The following is a 22,182-nucleotide window of genomic DNA, read 5'->3' as shown; positions in this document are numbered from 1 at the left end:
CGTCACCGCGCGCCGCCGCTGATGTCGCCGAGCCGGGCGAGCAGGTCGTCCAGATCGGCCTCGGCGGGTGCCCGCCGCACGGCCTGGATGCCCGGTTGGGCGGGCGCGGCCGCGGTGGCGCCGGGGTCCTCCAGGCGCCGGGCGAGGGCCGTCACGGTCGGCGCCTCGAAGAGGGACCGGATGGCGATCTCCACGCCGAAGCGCTCGCGGATGCGGTGCGTGATGACCGTGGCCAGCAGCGAGTGTCCGCCCAGGTCGAAGAAGTCGTCACGGGCTCCCACCCTCGGCACCTGGAGCACCTCCGCCCAGATCTCCGCCAGCGCCTCCTCGGTGGCGCCGCTCGGCTCCACGTAGCCCTCGGTCGAGCCGGGCAGGGAGGGCTCGGGCAGCGCCCGCAGGTCCGGCTTGCCGTTGGCCAGTCGGGGCAGCTCCGCCAGGACCGACCAGGCGGCCGGGACCATGTGGTCGGGCAGCAGCCCGCGGACGTGGCCGCGCAGCTCGCGCGGATCGAGCGCGGTGGTCGGGGTGCCCTCGATCGGGACCACGTGCGCGGCCAGGCGCGGCCCGCCGGCGTCCGGCGTCGCGGTGACGACGGCCTCAGCGACGGCCGGGTGGGACCGCAGCGCCGCCTCCACCTCGCCCGGTTCCACGCGGAAGCCGCGGATCTGCACCTGCCGGTCGGCCCGGCCCACGAACTGGACGGTGCCGTCGGGGCGGTAGCGCCCCAGGTCCCCGGTGCGGTACTCGCGCTCGCCGTGGGTGCCCGCGACCGTGAAGCGGTCGGCGGTCGCCTCCGGGGCGCCGAGGTAGCCCAGTGCCAGATAGGGGGAGCGTACGTGGATCTCGCCGAGTTCACCGACGCCCGTGGGGTGGCCGGCCCGGTTGCGCAGGACCAGCTGGCTGCCGTCGATGCCGGCGCCCAGGGGGATCCCGTCCGCGATCGGGGCCGGGGCCGTGTCGGCGTCGACGCCGCCCGAGGGCACCTCGTGGGCGCTCATCGCCTGCGGGGTCTCGGTCGCCCCGTAGAAGTTCACGCAGCGGACGTTCGGGGCGAAGGCGCGGGCCCGCTCCACGTGGGCGGCCAGCAGCCGGTCGCCGCTGAAGAACAGCAGGCGCAGGTGGACGCCGCGGATCCCCTCGGCCCCCGCGAGGACGTAGTCCAAGGTGGCGGGGGTGAGGTTGGCGACGCTGATCCGCTCCTCGTCGAGCCAGGCGGCCAGCTGCCCGGGCTTGAGGGCGGAGTGGTCGGGGACGCACAGGGTCGCGCCGAGGGCGAGCGGGGTGAACACGTCGCGCAGCATGGGGTCGTGGCCGGGGGCGGACAGCAGCGCGAAGCGGTCCTCGACGGTCAGCCCGTAGGTGCGCGCGTACCAGTCGACGAAGTGGGCGAGCGGGCCGTGAGCGCCGAGCACCGCCTTGGGCCGGCCGGTGGAGCCGGAGGTGAACGCGGCGTAGGCGACGGTGTCGAAGCCGACGGCCGGGGCCTCCTGCGATCCGGTCCCGACGACCGTGCCGGCGGCCGTGTCGGCCCCGTCGGCGTCGGGCACCGCGAGGCGGACGACGATCGAGGCGGCCAGGGCGGCTTCGGACGCGCCGGCGTCGCCCTCCCGCGCGGCCCGGCCCGGAGCCGTCACCGTGATCCAGCCGCGCGCGCCGACGGCGCTCACCTGCTCGGCGAGCCGGGCGGTGGGCTCGGCCGGGTCCAGCACCACGAATCCCGCCCCCGCGCCGAGGACGCCGAGCAGGGCCGCCACCAGGCCCGCCCCGCGCGGGCCGTGTACGGCGACCAGGTCGCCCGGGGCCAGGCCCGAGGCGCGCAACCGGCCGGAGATCCGGCCGGCCCGCCCGGCGAGTTCGCCGTACGTCACCGACTCCCACGGGTCCCGTACCGCGACCGCGTCGGGGGTCTCGGCGGCCCGGCGGGCGAACGCCTCGTGCACCGGCTCGTGCCGGCCGGCCAGCAGCGCGGCCTCGGGGTCCGGCAGCAGCCGCCGCGCCCCGGCGGTCACCAGCGGGTACGCGGCGAGGGACAGGTCGGCGTCCGCCGCCACGCCGGCGAGCAGGGTCCGGTACTGCTCCAACAGCTCCTCGGCGCGGGCGGCGTCGAACAGGTCGGCGTTGTGGACGAGGGTCAGTTCGCCACCGTCGGCGCTGACGTAGAGCGTCAGGTCGAACTTGGCGCCGGTCTCGGGGACGGAGACGATCTCCGCTTCGAGGCACGGGAGTTCGAGGGCCGGGGCGGCCGGGATCATGTTGAAGAAGACCTGGAAGACCGGGGTGCGGTCCGTCCGGCGCTCCGTCCCCAGCTCCCCGAGGACCTGCTCGAACGAGACCTCGCTGTGCGCGTAGGCGTCCAGGGAGGTGTCGCGCACCCGCCGCAGGGCGGTGCGGAAGGCGGGGTCGCCGGACAGGTCGGTGCGCAGGGCGAGGGTGTTGATGAAGAAGCCGATCAGCGGCTCGGTCTCCGAGCGGTTGCGACCGGCCTCGGGGATGCCGACGACCAGGTCGTCCTGGCCGCTGTGCCGGGCCATGAGCACCTTGAAGGCGGTGAGCATGGTCATGAAGAGGGTGGCGCCCTCCTCCTGGCTCAGCCGCCGCAGGGCCGCGGTGACCCCCGGGTCCAGCCGGCCCTCCGTGCTCGCGGCGCGGAAGGTCTGGACGGCGGGACGCGGCCGGTCGAGCGGGAGCGCGAGGTCGGCCGGCGCGTCGGCGAGGCGCTCGCGCCAGTGGGCGAGTTGCCGGCCGGGCTCCTCGCCGGCGAGCCGGTCGGCCTGCCAGGCCGCGTAGTCGGCGTACTGGATGTCGAGCGGCGCCAGCGGGGATTCCTCGCCGCGCCCGAAGGCCGTGTAGAGCGCGACGAGTTCGCCGATGAGGACGGACACCGACCAACCGTCGGAGACGATGTGGTGCATCGTGAGCAGCAGGACGTGTTCGTCGTCGGCCGTGCGCAGCAGCACGGTGCGCAGCAGCGGCCCGGTCTCCAGGTCGAACGGGCGGCGGGCCTCCTCGGCGCCGGCGCGCTCCGCCTCCGCCGCGCGCTCGGGAGCGGGCAGGTGCCTGAGGTCGCGGACCTCCAGCGGGACGTGGAGGGAGTCCGCGACGTGCTGTTCGGGGCGTCCTTCGACGGCGCGGAAGGTGGTGCGCAGCACGTCGTGCCGGTCGGTGATCTCCTGGACGCAGCGCCGCAGGAGTTCCGCGTCGAGGGCGCCGCGCAGTCGGACGCCCGCGGGCATGCTGTAGGCCGCGTTGCCGGGATCCATCCGGTCCAGGAGCCACAGCCGCTGCTGGGCGGCGGACAGCGGGGCGGGGCCGGAGCCCGCGCGGCGGGCGATCGGGGCCCGGGCGGCGCCGGCGCCGAGGAAGGCGAGCAGGTCATCCTTCGCGGCGCCGATCTCGGCGCGCAGTTCGGGGGTCAGGGCCCCGTCGGGGGCGTTGTAGCGGAGCTTGCCCTCCTCGGCCCGGAGCCGGATGTCGAGCGTCCGCAGGCGTGCCATGAGGTCGATCACTGACACTACGGGTGTTCCCTTCGCTGGGAGTCGACCGCGACGATGCGGAACTCGCTGGTGAATCGGTTGCCCTGGTGGTCTGCCAGCCAGGTCTGCTCGGCGGTGGGGAGCATCTCGCTCACCGTGAACGCGGGCCGGGCGCCCGGGGCGGGGGTGGGGGCCGCCCTGACGGCGTGGGCGAACGCCTTGGTGAAGGCCGGGCTCTCGAAGTCGACGTAGAACGGCTTGGTCTCGTGGACGGCCTTGACGAAGACGAAGCGCGGCATGTCGTGCGCGCGGGCCCAGCGCCGGACGGCCACGAACTGCTCCAGCTCGTCCTCGGTCTCCCCGAAGGGCAGTTCTGCGGCGTGGAAGCGCCAGGTCTCGCGGCTGACGACCAGCCGGTCGATGCTGATGCGCGGGGTGTGGGCGGTCGGGGCCATCGGCTGGAAGCGGCTGACCACCTTGAAGCCGAGCGCCTCGGCGAGGAGTTCGACCAGGTCGAAGACCGTTCCCCCGTCGAGGTCGCGTGCGACGACGGAGCCGTCGGCGGCGCGCTCGACGACGAGGGAGCCCACGGGGAGGGCCCGTTCGTCGGCGGTGTACCAGGACGCCTCGTCGCTGAGCAGCAGCCGGTGGTCCTTCTCGGAGGTCAGCAGGGGCACGAAGCGGGTGGAGTACAGCCAGTACTTCGGCAGGACGGGCACCACGCGGGCCTCGGGGACGTCCGCGGCCATGGCCGCGAACAGCTCCTCGGGGTCGGGGTGCTGGTTGACGAAGAGCAGGTTGCGCAGGGTGTTGGCACCGGCGTGCAGTTCGCCGAGGACCAGCTGGTACTCGCCGGCCTCCACCGCTTCGGGGCTCTCGGCGGCCAGCATGACGTCGGGGCACTGGTGGCGGGCCGAGGGCCAGCCCGCGTCGGGGGCGGCGAACCGTTCGGCGACGGCGTCGCGCAGTCCGGCGGCGGTGTGGGTGACGTGCCGCACGCCCTCGTCGAACGGTCCGCCGAGGATCTCCTGCCAGCGGCGCTGGAGTTCGGCCACGGCCGCGTCGATGGGCTGCTGGACGCGGCCCAGCAGCAGCGGCTGGACGGCCTGCCAGAAGTCCGTGAAGCGCACCTCGGTGCCTTCCGCGGCCAGTTCCCGGTGGAGCCGGTCGAAGACGTCGCGGTAGCCGGCGGCGACGGTGTGCGTCAGCCAGCGGGCCGAGTCGAGCATCAGGGTGAGCGGGGGGCCGAGTTCCTCGCGCAGGCGCGGGCCGAGCTCGACGGTGCCGGCGCGCCGGGTGTCCTCGTAGACGAGGGTGCGGGCGCCGTACGTCTCCCCGCGGGCGCGGGTCGCGGGCATCCCGGTCAGTTCGGTGAACGTCGACTCCAGGTGCTCCAGGGCGCGTTCGAGTTCGGCGGGCTTGCCGGCCGCCTCCTGGACGGCGGCCCGGGCGCCGGCGAGCCGGTCCAGCCCTTCGAGGGCGGATGCGCGCAGCGCGGCGTCACCGACGCGGTCCAGCTGACGGCGCAGGGCCCGCTCCGGCTCGGGCTGGAGGGGCAGCTCCAGGTCCCAGGCGATCAGGCCGCTGCCGCGCATCGAGGCGAGCAGGCCGGCCACCTGTTCCTCGCCGCCGCCCAGGCCGGGCAGCAGGCGGGCGGCCTCGGCGCCGACCTCCAGGGCGGTGCGGGTCCCGTCGCACAGGGCCAGGATCGTGCCCAGGGTCGCGACCTGGGCCTCGGGCAGGGTCACCGGGCCGGAGGCGCGGTGCAGGGTCCGGCCCTCCAGTCGTACGGCGGGCAGCCGGCGCGGTGCCATCCAGCGGCGGACGGCGGGTTCGTCGCCGAGCGACCGGGCGAAGGCGTCCAGGCACCACTGCTCGAAGTAGACCTCGCGGGAGGCTAGCAGCTCGCGCTCGGGGCGGACCGCCAGGGGCGCGCCGTCGGCGGTGAAGGATCCCCAGCCGATCGGGCCGAAGAAGCCGATCGAGTCGTTCTTGACGCAGTACCGCTGGAGGTATCCGGCGGCCAGTGCCTCGTGTTCGCGGCGGCGGGAGTTGCGGCGTTCGTTGCCGGGGCGGGCCAGGCGGCTGATGCCGGTGGTGTAGGCGGCCCGGTTCTGCCAGATGACGGCTTCCTGGAAGCGCGGGTCGGCGGCGGTCTCCCGCAGCGCTTCGGAGAGCCGCTCGATGTCGGCGTCGAAGGCGGCGCGGGCGGCGTCCCGTTCGGCGGCGGCGTGCTCCTGCGCCTCGACGAGTGCGGTGAACTCCGGGCGCGCCGCGGTGTCGGGGCCGGGCAGTCGGCCCTTGTTGAGCTGCGAGATGGCGCGCAGCAGGGGGCGGCGGCGGGACAGGTCGTCCCACTGGCCGCTCTCGCGCAGCGCGTCCAGTTCGGCGCGCAGCGCGCCGAGGGCGTCCTCGCGGCGGGCGGCGGCCAGCTCGCGGGTCGCGGCGAGGCGGTCGGCGGCGGCCGCCGCTTCGGGCGCGGCCAGGCGCAGCACGCGGGCGGCGGGGAAGCCCGCGCCGCGTACGCCCACCAGGCGCCACACGTCCCAGGCGCCGGCGCCCGGCAGGGGCAGCAGGTGCCCCGCGGGGTCGGTCGTCGCGGTCACAGTTCGCCCTCTTCTCGTACGGCCGTGCCGGTGGCGGGGCCGGTGGGGGTGCGGTGCCCGGGGGCGCCGTCGCGGTCCTCGGGCCGGGCGCTGTCGCGGGCCCAGACCAGGGCGTCGACGAAGGCCGCGCTCTCGGCCAGGGTCCGGGACTGCATGACGGCCCTGACCGGTACCTCGATGCCGAACGCGTCGCGTACGGCGCTGATGAGCTGCGCGGCGAGCAGGGAGTGCCCGCCGAGGTCGAAGAAGTCGTCGTGGGCGCCGACGGGTTCGACGCCGAGGATGTCCTCCCAGATGCCGGCCAGGGCCCGCTCGGTGTCGTTGCGGGGGGCGACCCAGTCGTCCTGCGCGGCGTCGGCGGCCGCGTGGGCGGCGGTGCGCCGGGCGAGCAGGTCCGGCGGACACAGGTCGTCGAGCGGGGTGTCGGGGTGGGCCAGGACGTCGGCGAGGGTCTGTCGGTACTGGGCGAGGAGCCGCTCCGCGGTTTCGGCGGCGTACACCCCGGTGCTGTGGTGCAGGGTGCCGTGCAGGGCGGCGCCGGTGTCCACCAGGGTGAGCATCAGCTCGTAGGGGGCCGTGTGCTGTTCGACGGGCAGCGGGGAGGCCTCCAGGCCTCCCCAGGCGAGGGTGTCGCCGCCGGTGCCGAGGACGAACGGGGCGGACTCCTGGCCGGTGTGCGGCTTCTGGAAGAGGAACGCGGCCTGGAAGAGGGGGCTGCGACCGGCGGCGCGGCGCGGCCGCACGTGCTCCAGGATCAGGGGCAGCGGGTAGGCCTGGTGGTCGAGGTCGCGCAGGACGTCGGCGTGCAGGCGGTCCAGGAAGTCCCTCGCGGTGTCGCCGGGCGTGAACACGGCGCGCACGGGCAGCGGGTTGACGAAGTAGCCGACGACGTCCTCGTCGCCCCGACGGCCGCGGTTGGCCGCCGGGGATCCGACGATCAGGTCGTCCTGGCCGCCGGCGTGGCGCAGGGTGATGTGGAAGGCGGCGAGCAGCAGGCTGTAGAGGGTCACCCCGCGCTCGGCCGCGAAGGCGCGCAGCCGGTCGGCGAACCCGGGCGCCAGGGTGAGGGGGCGCCGGCCCGCCCGGTGGCCGGCGACGGCCGGGTACGGGGCGTCGGTCGGCAGGTCCAGGACGGGGTTCGCGCCGGCCAGGCGCCGCTCCCAGTAGGCGCGCAGCCCGTCCCCGGCGGGGCCGGCGAGCAGCGCGGCGCGGTGCTCGACGTGGTCGGCGTAGCCGAGGGCCGCGGGGGTGGTGGCGGGGGCGGGCGGCACGCGGGTGCCCCGCTCCTCCTGGTAGAGCCGGCCGAGCTCGTCGGTGAGCAGCACGGCGGACCACAGGTCGCCGGCGATGTGGTGCAGGGTCAACAGGAGCAGGTGGACGGAGTCGGGGCGGGCCAGGAGGAGGGCGCGCAGGACGGGTCCGCGCTCCAGGTCGAAGGGCTCGTGGACGGCCTCGGCGAGCAGCTCGCGCACCTGTCGCTCGTCCCGGTCGCGCGCGTCGATCCGGGTGACGGGCACCTGGCCCCGGTCGGCGGTGGCGGGGACCGGGCGGCCGTCGCGGACGGGGTAGGCGGTGCGCAGGACCGCGTGACGGTCGGCGAGCCGGCCCAGGGCCGCCTCCAGGGCGTCGGCGTCCAGCGGGCCGTGCAGGCGCAGCGGGATCGCGAGGGTGTACACGGCGCCGGCCGGGTCCTCCTGGTGGGCCTGCCACAGGGCGTGCTGGCCCGGGGTGACCGCCGTCAGCGGGGCCCGCGGCCCGTGCGGGGCGGCGGCGCGCTCCTGCGGGGCGTCGCCGGGGACGGGGCCCGCGGGGTCCGCGGCGCCGGCGGCGGAGGTCGCCTCGGCGAGGGTGGCGCCGCCGAGGAGCTCGCTCAGCGGGAGGGTGACGCCCAGGTCGTCCTGGACCGCGTTGGCCAGGCGTACGGCGGCCAGGGAGTCCAGGCCGGTCGCGTTCAGCGGGCGGTCGTGGTCGACCGCGCCGGCCGGGAGGCCGGTCAGGCGGGCGATGTGGTCGGCGATCAGGACGCGCAGCGCGTCGGTGCGGCCGGCCGGGTCGAGGGCGGCGAAGGCGGCCCGGTCGACGGCGGGAGCGGGACCCCGCTCGTCGCCGGTCCCGGTGGCGGCGGTGGCGGCGGTCCAGAGCCGCTCGAACTCCCCGGCGGTGTGGCGCCCCCGGGTGAGTCGGCGCTGGATCTTGCCGCTGGTGGTCTTCGGGATGCTGCCGGGCTTGACGAGGACCACGTCGTGCAGGGCGAGGTCGCAGTGGCGCGCGACGGCGGCGCGGATGTCGGCGGTGGCCCGTTCGCCGTCGAGCGCGCGCACGGCCCGCCCGTCGACCTCCTGGACCAGGACGACGACCTGTTCGCCCTCGTGCTCGACCGCGAAGGCCGCTCCGCAGCCCTTGCGCAGGCCGGGGTGGGCGTGGTCGGCCGCCCGCTCGATGTCGGTGGGGTAGAAGTTGCGGCCCCGGACGATGATGAGGTCCTTGCGCCGGCCGGTGACGTACAGCTCGCCGGCGTCGAGGAAGCCGAGGTCGCCGGTGCGCAGGAAGCCCGCGCCGGCCGGGGTGGCGTCGGCCGGGGTGGCGTCGAAGGCCTCCGCGGTCCGCTCGGGGGCGCCGAAGTAGCCCGCCGCCACGCTGGCACCGCGCACCCAGATCTCGCCCACCTCGGCGTCCCCGAGGGTGCGCAGGGTCTCGGGGTCGACGATCCGCACGTCCTGGCCGCCGAAGGCGCGGCCGGAGCCGACCAGGGTGCGGGCGGGAGCGCCCGGGGCGGGGGCGTCGGCGCGACCGGCCTGGAGCGCGACGGGGTCCACGGCGCGCACGGCGGGTTCGTCGTGGGCGGCGGTGCCGGTGACGAGGAGGGTGGCCTCGGCCAGCCCGTAGCAGGGCAGGAAGCTGCCGCGGCGGAACCCGTGGTCGCCGAAGGCCTCGACGAAGGAGTCCAGGGTCTCGGGGCGGATGGGCTCGGCGCCGTTGAAGGCGACCTTCCAGGAGCTGAGGTCGAGGCCCTCGCGGTCGGCGTCGGTGACGGCGCGCACGCACATCTCGTAGGCGAAGTTGGGTCCCCCGCTGACGTCGGCCCGCTCGTCGGAGATGGCCCTCAGCCAGGCCATGGGGCGGCGGAGGAAGGCCGTCGGCGACATGAGGGTGACCGGGAAGCCGCCGTACAGGGGGGTGAGGATCCCGCCGATCAGGCCCATGTCGTGGTACGGCGGCAGCCAGATCACCCCGCGCGACGCGGGGGTGACCCCGAAGGCCCGGCTGATCATGTCCATGTTGTGCAGGAGGTTGCCGTGGGTGACCACCACGCCCTTGGGGGCGGCCGTGGAGCCGGAGGTGTACTGGAGGAACGCGGTGGCGCCGGGCTCGGGGTCGAAGGCCCGCCAGTGGGCGTCGAGGCCGGGGGCGAGGCCGTCGGTGGCGACGGCGCGCAGTCCGGCCAGCGGGGTGCCGGCGACGCCTCCCTCCAGCACCGGGACGACGTCCGCGGTGGTGAGGGCGAGCGTGGCCCCGCTGTCCAGGGCCACGGCGGCCAGCCGTCCGACGTTGCGCAGGGAGCCGGGCGGGTACGCCGGGACGGGGACGGCTCCGGCGTACAGGCAGCCGAAGAAGGCGCGGACGTAGTCGAGACCGGGCGGGTACAGGAGCAGCACCCGGTCGCCGGGCGCGGTGCCCAGCTGCTGGAGGCGGGCGGCGACGGCGCGCACCCCGGACTCCAGCTCCTCGTAGGTGACCGCCTGCGGCCCCTCGTCGGCGAGGAAGCGGAAGGCGGTGTCCGTCGCTTGTTTGTCGGCGCGGTCGCGCAGCAGCCGTACCAGTGTTCCGCTCATCGGTCGTTCCCCCGTGCCGGTGTCGCGTGGTTGTGAGGTGGGTTGCGCAGTGCGGCGCGCCGGATCTTCCCGGAGGAGGTCCGGGGCAGCGCCGCGACGAACTCGGTGCCCGTGGGCACCTGGTGCGGCAGCAGGCGCTCGCGGCAGTGGGCGGTCAGGTCCGCCGCCGTGAGCGCGCCCGTGGCCACGACGGTGGCCCGGACCCGCTCTCCCCCGCCGGGCAGCGGCTCGCCCCAGACGGCGGCCTCGGCGACCAGCGGGTGGCCGGCCAGTACGGCCTCCACCTCGACCGGGTTGACCTTCTTGCCACCGACGTTGATGAAGGAGTCCTTGCGGCCGATCAGGTGCAGTCGGCCGGCCCCGTCGGTGCGTGCCACGTCGCCGGTGACGTACCAGCCGTCGGCGAAGACCGCGGCGGTGGCCTCGGGCCGGCCGTGGTAGCCGGCGAACAGGGCGGGGGTACGGACCAGCAGGGCGCCGGGCTCCCCCTCGGGTACGGGCTCGCCGTCCTCCGTGACCAGCCGGATCCGCACCCCGGGCGCGAGGTGGCCGACGCCGCGGTCGGCGGCCTCGTCGTCCGCGAGCTGGGTGGCGATGATCCCGGCCTCGGTGGAGCCGTAGACCTGCTGGATCCGCAGACCGGTGGCCGCCCGGAACCGCTCGGCGGTCGCCCCGGCGAGGGCCGCTCCCGAGGACAGGCACAGGCGGACGGAGTCGGTCCGGCCCGGCTCGCCCGCGGCGGAGCGGGCGAGCAGGTCGTAGGCGAGCGGGGTGGCGACGAGCACGGTGGCCCGGGTGTCCGCCACCTCGCGCAGCAGCACCGCGGGCGAGAAGCGGCCGAGGACGGTGAGGCAGGCGCCGCTCAGCAGCGAGGTGACCAGGCCGGAGACCATGCCGAAGGAGTGCAGCAGGGGCACCGCGAGGAGCACCCGGTCCTGTTCGCCGTAGCCGTGGACGCGGGCGTAGATCCGCGCGCCGCGGACCAGGTTCGCCTGGGTGTGGACGGCGGCCTTGGGCTCGCCCGTCGACCCGGAGGTGTACTGGTGCAGGAACGGTTCGTCGCCGTCGGCCGGCGGCGGAGGCGGGCCCGCGTCGCCGTCGCCCGGGCCGTACGCGGCTCCCTCGACGGGTGCCGTCAGTCGGGCGGGCCAGGCCCCGGCCTCGACGACCGCGGCGAGGCGGGCGCCGGGGCCCACCAGGACCGCTGCGTCGAGCCCCTCCCGCAGGGCCGCCAGGGCGGCGGGCGTGGAGTCCGGCTCGGCCGGGACCAGCCGCACCCCGAGCCGGGCGGCCGCCAGGAAGGCGACGGCGCTCTCGGCGGTGTTCTCGAAGAGCAGCACCAGCGTCGATCCGGGGCGCACCCCGGCCCGGGCCAGCCCGGCGGCACCCGACAGCACGGCGTCGCGCAGGCTTTGGAAGGTGTGCGCGGTGCGCGCGTCGCGCAGGGCGGGCAGCGCCGGCCAGGCCCGCGCGCCCGCGTCGATCAGCGACCACAGCGAGGGCTGGTCGCGCTCCGGCTCAGCGTGCGGCGGCATCGAGCACCTCCGCGCGCGTCGCGTCCCGGGCGTCGGTGTCCGCTTCGGCGCCCGCGTCGTCTTCCGCGTCGGGGTCGAAGTCGGGCTGCTGGTGGCGGAAGTAGGCGTCGTACAGCTCCGCGTACGCGCCGCCCCGCTCCAACAGGGTGTCGTGGTCGCCCTGTTCCACGACCGTTCCCCGGTCCATGACGACGATCCGGTCGGCCTTGCGCACCGTCGGCAGCCGGTGGGCCACCACGATGGTGGTCCGGTCGGCGGACAGGCTGTCCAGACCCTCCTGGACCAGCGCCTCGGTGAGCGGGTCGACGCTCGCGGTGGCCTCGTCCAGGACGAAGACCGCCGGGTCCTGGAGCACCACCCGGGCGAGGGCGATCAGCTGGCGCTGTCCCGTGGAGAGGTTCCGGCCGCCCTCGGTGGTCGGGGTGTCGAGCCCCTGGGGCAGCATGTCGACCCAGTCGCCGCCGGCCACCGCGCGGGCGGCCGCCACGATCTCCTCGGCGCTCGCCCCCTCGCGGCCGTGACCGATGTTCCCGGCGACCGTGCCGGAGAACAGGTAGGGCGTCTGGGCGACGATGCCGAGGTGCCCGCGGTACTGGTGCAGGTCGAGCTCCCGGATGTCCCGGCCGTCGATCAGGATCCGGCCGCCCTGGAACTCGTAGGCCCGCCCGATCAGGCGGACGACGCTGGACTTGCCCGCGCCGGTGTGGCCCACCAGGGCGACCGTCTCGCCCCGGCCGATGACCAGGTCGCACTTCTCCAGGACCGGTTCGCCGTCGCCGTAGCCGAAGGTCACGCCCTCGAACTCGATCCGTCCGGCCAGCTCCGGCACGGGCAGCTCCTCGCGCTGGACCACCCCGGGCGTGCGGTCGACCAGGGCGAAGATGCGCTCCGCCGCGGCCAGGCCCTGCTGGAACTGGCTCCAGTACGAGGCGATGGCGGTGAGCGGGAACCAGAACATGGTCAGCGCCTCGAAGAACAGCGCCCATTCCCCGGCGCTCAGGCCGCCCGCCGCGGCGTTGCGACCGCCGAGCCAGGCCACCGCGACCGTACCGATGCCGGTGAGGGTCAGGAGCAGCGGGAAGATGCCGCTGAAGAGGCGGTTCATGCGCAGGGTGGCGCGGAACCAGCGCCGGTTGACGTCGACCAGGCCCTCGTACGTCGAGGTCTCCCGGCGGAAGTTGCGGGCGACGGCGATGCCGCGCAGCGTCTCCTGCACGTAGGAGTGGATCTCGGCCATGGAGCGCTGCTGCTGCCGGGAGGCACGGCGCGAGACGCGGCGGAAGGCGAGGCTGACGCCGATGACGGCGGCGGCGACCAGTGCGGTCACCACGGCCAGGCCGGGATTGATGACGAACAGCGCCAGCAGCATGATGCCGACCATCAGGGTCTGGCCGACGACGTTGAGGGTCAGGGTCAGCAGCGTCGCGAACGCCTGGGTGTCGGAGGTGACGCGGCTGGCGATCGAGCCGGTGGTGTGGGTGTCGAAGAACGCCTGGTCCTGGCGGAGCACGGCGCGGAAGGACCGGTCGCGCATCTCCAGCACCACGTCGCCGACCACCCGACCGACCGCGCGCTGCTGGACGAACGTGAAGAGCCAGCCGAGGAGTCCGAAGCCGGCTGCGGCCAGCACCAGCGGAACGACGCTGTCGCCGACGGAGTCGGCGCTGTCGACGACACGCGACAGCAGGACGGGCAGGGCCACGCCCGCCGCCGCCGTGCCGAGCACCATCAGGGAGATCAGGACGACCGTCCAGCGGCGCGCCGCGAACAGCGGCCGGATCCGGCGCAGCAGTTCGCCGTCGCTGTAGGAGCGGTCGTAGCTCTCGGGGTTGAGGCCTTCGAGGATGGGGGCGCTCATGACCGGCCTCCTTCGGCGGATTCGGCCTCGCCCGTGGCCGTGGCCGTGGCGGTGGCGGTGGCGGTGGCGGTGGCGGTGGCGGTGGCGAGGTAGGGCGCGAAGATCCGGTGGTAGAGCTCGCAGCCCTCGATCAGGTCCTCGTGGCGCCCCTGGCCGACGATCCGCCCCCGGTCGAGCACGATGATGTGGTCGGCGGAGCGGATGCGGGACAGCCGGGGGGTGATGAGGAAGGTGGTGCGGCCGGCCGAGGCACGCCGGACCGCCTGGTGGATCTCCTGCTCGGTGGCGCTGTCCACCGCGCTGGTGGAGTCGTCGAGCACCAGGATCCGGGGGTCGGCGAGCAGGGCCCTGCCGATGGCGATGCGCTGGCGCTGCCCGCCGGAGAGGGTGACGCCGCGCTCGCCGACCAGGGTGTCGTACCCGTCGGCGGTCCGCATGATGAACTCGTGGGCCCGCGCGTCCTTGGCGGCCCGCTCCAGGTCGGCGCGGCCGGTGCCCGGCGCGCTGCCGAAGGCCAGGTTGTCGGCGATCGAGGAGGAGAAGAGGACCACGTCCTGTTCGATGACGGCGATCTGGCCGCGCAGCGAGCCCAGGTCCCACTCGGCCGCGTCGACGCCGTCGACGAGGACCCGGCCGGAGCCGGGCACGTAGGTGCGGTTGAGCAGCTGGAGCAGGGTCGTCTTGCCGCTGCCGGTCGGGCCCACCAGCGCCACCGTCGCTCCCGCGGGGACGCGGAAGGAGATGTCGTGGAGCACGGGGGTGTCGCCGTACCCGAAGGTGACCGAGTCGAAGCGGACCTCGCCGGCGACGGTCGCGGCGTGGCCGCCCTCGGACTCGTCGCCGTCCGAGCGGTCGGTGACGATCTCCAGGATGCGGCGGGCCCCGGCGAGGCCGTAGTAGAGCAGGCCGATGCTGAACGCGGCCAGCTGCGTCGGGGCGCGCAGGGCGCCCATCAGGCCGAGGTAGGCGATGAACTCGCCGGTGGTCAGCGAGCCTTCGCGGACCAGCACGGCGCCGTGCAGCAGCGCGCCGGCCACCGCGAGGTTGATCAGCAGCGGCGGCAGGTACAGGGACTGTACGTCGGCCTGTCGCACGGTGGCGTCGCGGTAGGAGCGGGCCAGGTCGGTGAAACGGCGCCGGGCGGTCGCGGCGCTGCCGGTGGCGGCGACGGTCTCGATGCCGGAGAGGGTCTCCGACACCTGGGCGCTCAGGTCGCCGTACGAGGCGCGGACCTGTCCGGCCACGGGCTCCAGGCGCCGTCCGTGGGCGAGCAGCACCAGCACGAAGACGATGACGAACACGAGGGGCGACAGCAGCAGTTCGGGGTCGATCAGGGCGATCGTGACGACCGGCACCAGGATGCTCAGCAGCATGTCGATCGTCATGTCGGCGCCGGGCGACAGCATCAGGTTGAGCGCTTCGGCGTCGCCGGTGACCCGGGCGGACAGATCGCCGACGGGGCGCCGGTTGTAGAACGTCTGCCCCTTGCGCAGCAGCGCGGAGAACAGCCCGGCGCGGGCGTCGCGCTCGGTGCCGCTGGCGTAGGCCTCCAGGCTGTAGGTGCCGGCGAAGCCGGCGACCCCACGGACGACGACCATCGCCAGGATGAGCAGGATGACGCCGGTGAAGCGCTCCATGTCCGGTTCGGGCCGCAGCGCCGTGTCGATGGCGACGCCGATCGCGATCGGGATCCCCGCCGACAGGAGGTGCCACAGCACGCTCCCGGTCAGGTGCAGGGTGATGTGTCCCTTGAACCGGGACAGGTGGGACCACAACCAGCGCCCGACGCTGTCGGTCGGGGGCCGGGCGCCTTCGCGGTCCTCGGGGGACTGCGCGCTCATTCGTTCTCCTCGTTCCGCTTCCCGCCGCGCGTGGGCGCGGGCAGGAAGCCGCTGTACACGAGGTGCGCCAGGTACCCGCGCACCAGAGCCTCGTCGACGGGCGGGCACGCCACCGCCGCCGCCTCGTAGGCGTTCTCGGTCGTCACCGAGCAGGGCACTCCGCCGGTGGGGTCCTGGTCCACGACGCCGGCGAGCGTTCCGACGAAGGGGTGCAGGGCGTTGTCCCAGGACCGCTCGGTGGCCTCCAGCAGCTCGGCCATCCACGCTTCGTACGGCCGGGGGCTCACCTCGAAGCCGAAGCCGCGCACCCAGCCGAACAGCTCGTTCAGGGGCACCGGGCGGGGGTGGGCGAGGTCGAAGGCACGGCCCGCGCCGCCGTCCGGGGACAGGGAGGTGCGGACCAGGGCGCCGGCCACCAGGTCGACGGGGACCATCCGGACCGGCAGCTCGACGTCGGGGTAACCGCCCAGCTGGACGCAGCCCTTGATCATCGCCCAGATCAGGTCCTTGGGGTTGCCCCGCCCGGAGGCGCTGTGCCCGGCGACGTAGTCGGGGCGGTGCACCGCCACGGACAGGCCGCGCGAGCGGGCCTGGACCGCGAGCCGTTCGGCGACCCACTTGGACTGGTTGTAGCCGCCCCGGAGCACGGCGGCCGTCTCCTCGTCCGGTCCGGGCCCGGCCGGGGGGACCGCGGCGGTGGACACGTGGTGGACGCGGGCGCCGCCCGCCCGTGCGGCGAGCCGCAGGACCTCCTCGGTGCCCCGGACGTTGGCGTCCGCGAGCGCCGCGTAGGGCAGCACGAAGTTGACGCGGGCTCCGCTGTGGTAGACCGCGTCGAGCCCCTCGGCGAGGGCGTCGAAGCCCTCCTCGGACAGTCCGAGGAGCGGGGCGTCGAGGTCGCCGAGGACGATCTCGACACGGCTCTCGTCGAGGTCGTCGACGGCCTGGGCGGCGGCGGTGGCCCGCAGCCTCGCGAGCCCCGCCTCCGGGCCGTCCGCGCGGACCAGGCAGTGCACGACCGCGTCGGTGTCGCGCAGCAGCGCCCCGAGCAGGTGGACGCCGAGGTACCCGGTGGCGCCGGTGACCAACACCTTGCGCGGACGCTCCGGCAGGGTGCGCGCGGCCCCGGCCGCGAGCTCGATCGAGGGGTCGAGGGCGCGGGCGCCGAGGTCGAGGGCCTCGTCGCCCTCCGCGCCGCGCAGGCCCGCGCCGGCGACCAGTCGGGCGAGGGCCGGAACGGTGGTCGCCTCGAACAGCTCGACGAGTTGGACGTCGGCGCCGAAGAGGCGGCGCAGCTCGAAGGCCACCCGCGGGATCAGCAGGGAGTGTCCGCCCAGGTCGAAGAAGTCGTCCTCGGCGGTGATCGCCTCGGCGCCGAGGACGCCCTTCCAGACCTCGGCGATCCTCAGCTCGACCGGGTCCACCAGCGGGGTGCCGGTGCGCGCCGGCGCCCCGTCGCCCTCGGTGGGCGCGGGCAGCGCCTTTCGGTCGTGCTTGCCGTTGGAGTTGAGCGGCATCCGCTCCAGCACCGTCAGCGTGCCGGGGACCATGTAGTACGGGAGCTGTCGGCGCAGGTGCTCGGTGAGCGCGACCGGGTCGGCGGTCCGCCCCGACCGGGGTACGGCGTAGCCGGCCAGCCGCTTCTCGCCGCGGTCGTCGAGGCGCACCACGACGGCCGCGTCCCGGACGTCGGGGTGCTTGCCGAGGACGGCCTCGATCTCCTCCAGCTCGATCCGGAAGCCGCGGATCTTGATCTGGCGGTCGACGCGGCCGAGCACCTCGACGTCGCCGGTGGGCAGGACCCGGGCGAGGTCGCCGGTGTTGTACAGGCGGGCGCCGGGTTCGGTGGCGAAGGGGTGCGGCAGGAACCGCTCGGCGGTCAGGCCGGGCCGGCCGACGTAACCGCGGGCCAGGGCGAGGCCGCCGATGTAGAGGGTGCCGTTGACCCCGGGCGGCACCGGCCGCATGCGCTCGTCGAGCACGTAGAACTCGGTGTTGGGCAGGGGGCGACCGATCGGGACCGGCTCCTCCAGGCCCCGCTCGGGCATCGGGGTCTCGAACAGGCCGCTGTCCACGGTGGATTCGGTGATGCCGTACGAGTTGACCAGGCGGGTCCCGGGCGGGCACAGGGCGTGCAGGGCCCAGTAGTCCTTCATGAACCAGATGTCCGCGCCGACGGCGAGCACCTTGAAGTTGTCGAGCAGGCGGCCCTGTTCGGCGACGTGTCCCGACAGCAGCCGGACGACGACCGGTACGAGGTCGGCGAAGTCGACCCGCTCGCGCTGGAGCAGCCCGTACAGCTTCGCCGGGTCCAGCAGCACCTCGCGGGCGCACAGCACCAGCGAGCCGCCGGAGCACAGGGCGCGCACCAGGTCGCCGGTGAAGACGTCGAAGGCGAGGTTGGCGGCCTGGAGGTGGCGCTCGACGACGGTGCCGAGCCCGTAGACCCGCTCCCAGGAGCGAAAGGCGCTCATCAGGGCGCCGTGCGTGATCATGCCGCCCTTGGCGCGGCCGGTGGAGCCGGAGGTGTAGACGATGAAGGCGAGGTTCGCGGCGACCGGTCGGGGGGCCTCGCCGGGCGGGTCGGCCGGCAGGTCCTCCTCGCCGGCGGCGAGCCACTCGTCGAAGCGGCCCACGGGGACGCCGGCGCCGAGGCCGGGCACCGCCTCCAGGGTGGCCCGGTTCGCCAGCAGCACCTTCACCTCGGCGTCCTCGACGACGAAGTTCAGCCGGTCCACGGGGTTGCTCGGGTCGAGCGGCACGTAGGCGCCGCCCGCCTTGAGGACGCCCAGGAGCGCGGCGATGGTCTCGGCGGAGCGGGGGCCGCACAGACCCACGCGGACCTCCGGCCCGACGCCCATCGCGCGCAGCCGTCGGGCGACGAGCGCGGCGCCGCGCTCCAGTTCCCCGTAGGTGGTGCGCCGGTCGCCGTCGACCACGGCGACCGCGTCGGGGGTGCGGCGGGCGTGCTCCTCGAAGAGGCGGTGCACGCACGCGTCGGGGGCCACCTCGACGGAGACCTCGTTGGCCTCGGTGAGCAGGGCGTGCCGCTCCTCGTCGGACAGCAGCGGGACGTCGGCGACGGCCTGGGCGGGGTCGGCGGTGACGGCGGTCAGCACCCGCTCGAAGTGCCGGGCGAGGCGGGCCACGGTCGCGGCGTCGAAGAGGTCGGTGTTGTACTCCCAGTCGCAGCGCAGCCCGCCGTCCGGCTCCTCGGAGACGTCCAGGGACAGGTCGAACATGGCGCTCGCGGCGCGCTCCCCGCCGTAGCGCGAGATGCCCAGGCCCGGCAGCCGCAGCTCCTCGGTCTGCGTGTTGTGCAGGTTGAGCATGGTCTGGAAGAGCGGGGCGCGGCTGAGGTCCCGGTCGGGCTGGACCCTCTCCACGATCCGCTCGAAGGGCACGTCCTGGTGGGCGAAGGCGTCCCGGGACAGCTGCCTGACGTCGGCCAGCAGCCCGCGGAAGGAGGCGTCCGCCTCCAACCGCAGGCGCAGCGGGAGGGTGTTGACGAGGAAGCCGATCAGCGGCTCGGTCTCGGGGTGGTGGCGGCTGGCGGAGCTGGTGCCGACGACCATCTCGGAGCGGCCGGAGTGGCGGTACAGCAGCACCCCGTAGGCGGCGAGCAGGGCCATGAAGAGGGTGGCGCCCTCCTCGCGGGCCAGGGCGCGGACCCGGTCGGCGAGGGCGGCCGGCAGGGAGGTGCCCAGGAGCGCCCCCGCGTGGGTCTGGACCGGCGGGCGGGGCCGGTCGGTGGGCAGCTCCAGGCTGGGGAGCTCGCCGGCCAGTCGCTCGCTCCAGTAGTCGAGTTCGCGGGTGAGGGCGCCGTCGCGGCCGTAGCGCTCGCGCTGGCGGTGGGCGTAGTCCCCGTACTGGGCGCGCAGCGGCGGCAGTGGGTCCGCGCCGCCGGCCGCGAAGGAGTCGTAGGCGAGGGCGAACTCGCGGACGAGGATGCCGATGGACCAGTCGTCGCCGACGATGTGGTGCAGGTTGAGGACCGCCACCCACTCCTCGTCGGCGAGCCGGAGCAGGCCGACGCGCAGCAGGGGGCCGCCGGCCAGGTCGAAGGGGGTGGCCGCGTGGGCGGCCACCAGCCGGGCCGCCTCGGCGTCGCGTGCCTCCTCCGGCAGGTCGCGCAGGTCGGTGACGGGGACCTCGGGGTCCTCGGGCGCGGCGATGACCTGGTGGGGGCGGCCGTCGACGGCGGGGAAGGCGGAGCGCAGGGTCTCGTGCCGCCGCACCACCGCGCCGAAGGCGCGGCGGACGGCGGGGACGTCGAGGGCGCCGGTCAGCCGGATGGCGTACGGCATGTTGTAGACGGGGCTGCCGGGGTTCAGCTGGTCGAGGAACCACAGGCGTTCCTGCGCGAAGGACAGCGTGCGGGGGGAGGTGCCCGGGACGGCGGCCTCGCGCTCGCGCAGTCTGCGCATCAGGAGGGCGTACTTGGCCGGCGAGAGCCGGCGCAGCCGATCCAGGTCCGGCGCGGGTCGGGTCACGGGGTGTGCTCCTGGAGGTTCTGGACGTGGTTCGTCAGCCGGTCGGCGACGCGCTGCGGTGCCCCGCTCGCGGACAGGCGGTGGTCCTGCGGTGCGGCGCTCCACCAGTCGATCGCGAGGGCGCCGTCCCGCTCGCGCAGGACGATCTCCAGCGGGTGGCCGCCGCCGGCCGGAGCCGGGTCCGGGCCGAGCCCGGTGACCTCGGCGACGCGGAAGGGGGCGCCCTCGGGTACGGGTGCGGTGGTGTCCCCGAGGTGGGTCAGGCCCACGGTGCCCCGCTCCGCCGCGGGGGCGCCGGCCGGCAGGGTCAGGGTCCGCGGGGCGGTCGCGGCGCCGACGAGGCGTTCGGGCCTGCCGGTCGTCGCGGTGTGGTCGGTGACGGTCAGGGCGAGCACCGCTCCCCCGAAGGTCTCGCCCAGTTCCTGCCGCAGCGCCTCGGCGACGGCGGCGACGGCGGCGCCCGGGGCGCTCGCCAGGGCGTGCGCGGAGCCCTCGGGAAGGGTGGTGCCGGCGATGCGGACGAGCTGCCCCTCGGCGGCCGGCAGCCGAACGGGGTCGGCGGTGTGCGTGGCCTCGACGGCCGCCCGCACGGCCGCGGCGGGCGCGGGCTCCGGCTGGGCCACCGGCGGCAGGCTGACCGGCGCGCCGGCGCCCAGCTGGGTCAGCGCCGTCGCGAGGTCCTCCAGGAGCGGGCGCCAGGAGGCGGTGTCGGCGGCCAGCTCGTGGACGACGAGCAGCAGTCGGGCGGGCCGGTCGCCGCGCTCCACGAGGACCACGTGGGCCAGCGGGCCGGCGGCCGGGTCGAGGCGTTCGCGCAGGCGGCGCTCCAGGGCGCGCAGCAGGGCGGGTTCGTCCCGCTCGGCCCGGCGCGCGAGGTCGACCGAGGCGACCGGCACGGCCGTGGCGGCGGGGGCGACGGTGCGCCGCCACGGGCCGTCCGGCTCCGGGCGCGCGTAGCGCGAGCGCAGGGCCTCGTGGTGCAGTGCGAGGGCCAGGACGGCGCGGCGTACGTCGCTCAGGGACGGGCGGTCGGCCAGGTCGAGCAGCAGGGCCCGGGCGGCCGCGGTGCGGTCGGGGTCCAGCAGGGCGCGCTGGGCGGCCGTCACCGGCTCGCTCCCGTCACCGCCGTCGGAGTCGGCGACGGCGGCGCTGCCGTGGGCGGACAGCTGGAGCCGCTTGCCCGCGTCGGCCAGGGGGTCGGGCAGCTCGCGGCGGCTGACGACGCCGCGGGAGCGCGGGATCTCGGCCAGGCCCGTCCAGTAGGCGGGGTGCAGGAACTCCGGCAGCCGCGCCGCGACGGCCTCCCGCAGCTCGCTCTCGTCGGTGTGCGCGCCCTCGCGGGTGACGTAGTAGGCGGCCAGCCGGCTGCCGAGCGCCTCCCGGGCCCCGGGGTCGGTGTAACCGATGCGGGCGAGCATGGACTTGACCCGGTGGATGTTGACGGGGGTGCGCAGTTCGGCGTCGGCCTCGGCGCGGGCGAGGTGTCCGAGCCGGACCTCCCAGCGGGTGGGCGACTCGTAGTTGTGGAAGCCGCGTTCCAGCTTGTGCACGTACACGCCGACGTCGTTGATCATGCAGTTGGAGCTGCAGAAGCCGGTGTCCTTCGGCGCGCTCCACAGCTCGGAGGTCTCCGCCAGCAGGGCCCGGATGCCGTCCTTGGTGACGTCGGAGTACCGGTAGTAGTCGACGACCTCGACCTGGTCGACGGCCCGGTCGGAGCCGGACTCCACGCGGTCGCCCACCCGGTGGTAGATCTGCCGGCCGATGGCGAGCTGCTTCTCGATGCGCTCGGCGTCGAAGTCGCCCTGGCGGTAGAACCACAGCAGCCGCTCGTCGATGATCTGGCCGCGGGAGAGGCCGGTGACGATGCTGGGGATGCCGCGCTCGTAGGCCAGCTGGTTGGCGAGGTCGAGCAGGGAGCGGAAGCAGCCGTTGCAGACGCTCTTGTGGTCCTTGAGGCTCTGGACGAAGATCCGGTTCTGATCGGCGCGCGTGGAGGTGACGTGCTCGATGCCCAGGGCGGCGGTGGTCGTCTCGACGTTCTCGAGCGCGGTCCGGGAGATGAACCCGTTGTCGAAGGTGAAGGTCATCACCCGCAGTCCGAGGCGGACCAGCTGGTGCAGCACGTAGGTGCTGTCCTTGCCGCCGCTGAAGAGCAGCAGGCAGTCGTAGGCGGAGCCGGCGGCGGCGGAGCGTTCGCGGATGCGGGCGGTGAACGCCTCGATGTCCCCGAAGTAGCCGTGGATCTCCTCGCGGTGCCGCTCGTACATGGCGCACAGGCTGCACACGCCGTTCTCGGCGTCCAGTTCCAGGCCCGGGTAGCGGCCGTCCATGCCGCACCGGACGCAGATCTCCGGCGGGTTGTCCTCCAGCGTGCCGCCGCGGAAGACGACGGCCGCGTCGAGCACGTCGGGGTGTTCCAGGAGGGCGCTCTCGACCTGGCGCTCGATCAGCCGGATGCTCTCGGGCGACGGCAGATCCGCCGGGGCGCCGGCGGCGTCGCGGTCCGCGTCCGCGGAGGGCGTGGTCACGGTCTCGCTCAT

The 22,182-nt window shown here is 75.2% G+C and carries 8 protein-coding genes; all 8 read right to left on the bottom strand.

The features are described from left to right. Positions 1 to 2: 2 nt before the first annotated feature. The 8 genes from ACZ6ZI_RS17170 to ACZ6ZI_RS17135 are packed head-to-tail and all read right to left on the bottom strand — an operon-like array spanning position 3 to position 22,182. Positions 3 to 3,512 carry an amino acid adenylation domain-containing protein gene (locus ACZ6ZI_RS17170; protein ID WP_469521262.1) on the bottom strand — a complete coding sequence of 1,170 codons (3,510 nt, stop codon included), beginning with the start codon at positions 3,510 to 3,512 and terminating at the stop codon, positions 3 to 5. Further along, positions 3,512 to 6,079 (bottom strand): lantibiotic dehydratase, encoded by a 2,568-nt coding sequence (locus ACZ6ZI_RS17165; protein ID WP_469521259.1) that lies wholly within the window; start codon positions 6,077 to 6,079, stop codon positions 3,512 to 3,514. Before ACZ6ZI_RS17165 ends, ACZ6ZI_RS17170 begins: the two co-directional genes overlap by 1 nt. Further along, a complete protein-coding gene (locus ACZ6ZI_RS17160) occupies positions 6,076 to 9,912 on the bottom strand; it encodes a condensation domain-containing protein (RefSeq protein ID WP_469521256.1) in 3,837 nt (1,278 codons plus the stop codon). Before ACZ6ZI_RS17160 ends, ACZ6ZI_RS17165 begins: the two co-directional genes overlap by 4 nt. Next, positions 9,909 to 11,447 carry a class I adenylate-forming enzyme family protein gene (locus ACZ6ZI_RS17155; RefSeq protein WP_469521253.1) on the bottom strand — a complete coding sequence of 513 codons (1,539 nt, stop codon included), beginning with the start codon at positions 11,445 to 11,447 and terminating at the stop codon, positions 9,909 to 9,911. Before ACZ6ZI_RS17155 ends, ACZ6ZI_RS17160 begins: the two co-directional genes overlap by 4 nt. Beyond that, positions 11,431 to 13,305 (bottom strand): ABC transporter ATP-binding protein, encoded by a 1,875-nt coding sequence (locus ACZ6ZI_RS17150; protein WP_469521250.1) that lies wholly within the window; start codon positions 13,303 to 13,305, stop codon positions 11,431 to 11,433. The genes ACZ6ZI_RS17155 and ACZ6ZI_RS17150 overlap by 17 nt, the downstream gene beginning before the upstream one ends. Continuing rightward, positions 13,302 to 15,146, bottom strand: a complete 1,845-nt coding sequence (locus ACZ6ZI_RS17145) for an ABC transporter ATP-binding protein (protein ID WP_469521246.1) — start codon at positions 15,144 to 15,146, stop codon at positions 13,302 to 13,304. Before ACZ6ZI_RS17145 ends, ACZ6ZI_RS17150 begins: the two co-directional genes overlap by 4 nt. Further along, the gene (locus ACZ6ZI_RS17140; RefSeq protein WP_469521244.1) at positions 15,143 to 19,639 is read right to left on the bottom strand and encodes a non-ribosomal peptide synthetase; all 4,497 of its coding nucleotides are present in this window, start codon (positions 19,637 to 19,639) and stop codon (positions 15,143 to 15,145) included. The genes ACZ6ZI_RS17145 and ACZ6ZI_RS17140 overlap by 4 nt, the downstream gene beginning before the upstream one ends. Next, entirely contained in the window at positions 19,636 to 22,182 is a 2,547-nt protein-coding gene (locus ACZ6ZI_RS17135) for a condensation domain-containing protein (protein WP_469521241.1), read from the bottom strand. Before ACZ6ZI_RS17135 ends, ACZ6ZI_RS17140 begins: the two co-directional genes overlap by 4 nt.

It is taken from the genome of Streptomyces sp. NPDC103540, assembly GCF_055584445.1.
The sequence above is the reverse complement of the archived record's forward strand: the minus strand, read 5'-3'. Positions and strand labels throughout refer to the sequence as shown.